The 1,493-nt window shown below is 77.4% G+C and carries 1 protein-coding gene and 1 pseudogene; one reads left to right on the plus strand and one right to left on the minus strand.

Features of this window, described 5'->3' with window-relative positions; translation table 11 throughout:
- Positions 1-97 (plus strand): annotated as a pseudogene (locus EAO71_RS39585) (sulfite exporter TauE/SafE family protein); the annotation flags it as partial.
- A gap of 80 nt (positions 98-177) precedes the next feature.
- On the opposite strand, the gene EAO71_RS37255 reads toward EAO71_RS39585, so the two are convergent.
- A partial coding sequence (locus EAO71_RS37255; protein ID WP_315986638.1) for a ferredoxin reductase family protein occupies positions 178-1,493 on the minus strand: 1,316 nt, incomplete at its 5' end.

Raw genomic sequence — 1,493 nt, forward strand, 5'->3', positions numbered from 1 at the left:
GGCACGTCCGGCGCCGCGGTCACGTACGTGCGCAAAGCGCCGGTGCGGGTGAAGACGGCGGTGCGGATCGGACTCGCGGCCCTCGCCGGCTCGCCGCCGCGCTCCTCGGGGGCGGGCGGGCGCGGGGCGCGGTGCCGGCGCGCGGGGCGGACGGTCAGGGCGGTGCCGGTCGGGGCGTCACTCATGGCTGAAGTCCTCGGAGTGGATGCGCCGGGCGGGCACTCCTGCCCGGACGAGGGAGTCGGTCGCGGCCCTGGCCATGCCGGGCGGGCCGCACAGGTAGACGTCGTGGTCGGCGAGGTCGGGCACGAGGTTGCGCAGCGCCTGCGGGGCGAGCGGGTCGAAGGAGGCGTCCGAGGGGCCCAGCAGGTAGTGCAGGGCGGCCTGCCGCTCGTGCGCGATCCGCTCCAGTTCCTCGCGCAGGACGAGACGGTCCGCGTCCGGGGCGCGGTAGAGCAGTGTCACCTCGCCGGGTCCCCCGGGCAGCGTCTCGAAGAGCGTGCGCATGGGGGTGATGCCGACGCCGCCGGCGAGCAGGAGGACCCTGCGGCGGGTGCGGCGGTGCGCGGTGAGCGCGCCGAAGGGGCCGGCCGCCAGGACCCGGGTGCCCGGGCGCAGCCGCCGGATCCGGCGCGTGTGGTCCCCGAGCGCCTTGACCGTGATGCGCAGGGTGTCGTCGCGGACGGGCGCGGAGAGCGAGAAGGGCAGGGCGGTCCGCCAGAGCCTGCGCGAGAGGAAGCGCCAGCGGAAGAACTGGCCCGGCTCGGCGCACAACCGGTCCAGGTCCCGCCCGCGGACGGTCACGGAGACGACGTCCGGCCCCTCGTCGCGGACCTCGGCGACGCGCAGTCCGTGGCGCAGCGCCTGACGTACCGGGACGACGACCCGGTACCAGACGAGGAGCACGGCGACGCTCGCGTGCGCCATCGACCAGAGCCAGACGGCGAGGACGCTCCCGGCGACGTCCGGGCCGGCGAGCTGGTGGACGAAGCCGAGGGCGGCGGCGAGGAGGCCGAGCAGATGGACCGCCCGCCAGGTCTCGTGCCGCAGGCGTCGCCGGGCGGCCCGCGCCGAGGTGGCGCCGACGGCGACCAGGAGGACGGTGCCCGCCGCCGCGGCGGCGAGAGCGGGATAGCCGAGCAGTCCGCGGGTGGCGGCGACCAGGTCGGTCCGGGTGTGCACGGCGTAACCGCAGAGCGCCAGCAGCGCGTGGGCGCCGATCAGCCCGAGGACGTACCGGCCGCCCAGGGCGTGCCGGCGGGCCAGTCGGTCGGCTCCGACGCCGTGCTCGATCGCCGGGATCCGGGCCATCAGGAGCAGCAGCACGAGGACGCCGTAGCCGGCGAGCAGTCCGGTGAGGTGGGCGGCGGTGGCGAAGAAGGCGTCGAGGCGGGCGGACGGGTGCGCCTGGACGCCCCAGCCGAGCGCGACGGCCCCGGCGCCCCCGACGATCGCGTGCCGCAGCCGGTCGGGGCGGACCCTCGGGGCGGGAG

It is taken from the genome of Streptomyces sp. MS191, from assembly GCF_008042125.1.
In the GTDB taxonomy this organism is placed as follows: domain Bacteria; phylum Actinomycetota; class Actinomycetes; order Streptomycetales; family Streptomycetaceae; genus Streptomyces.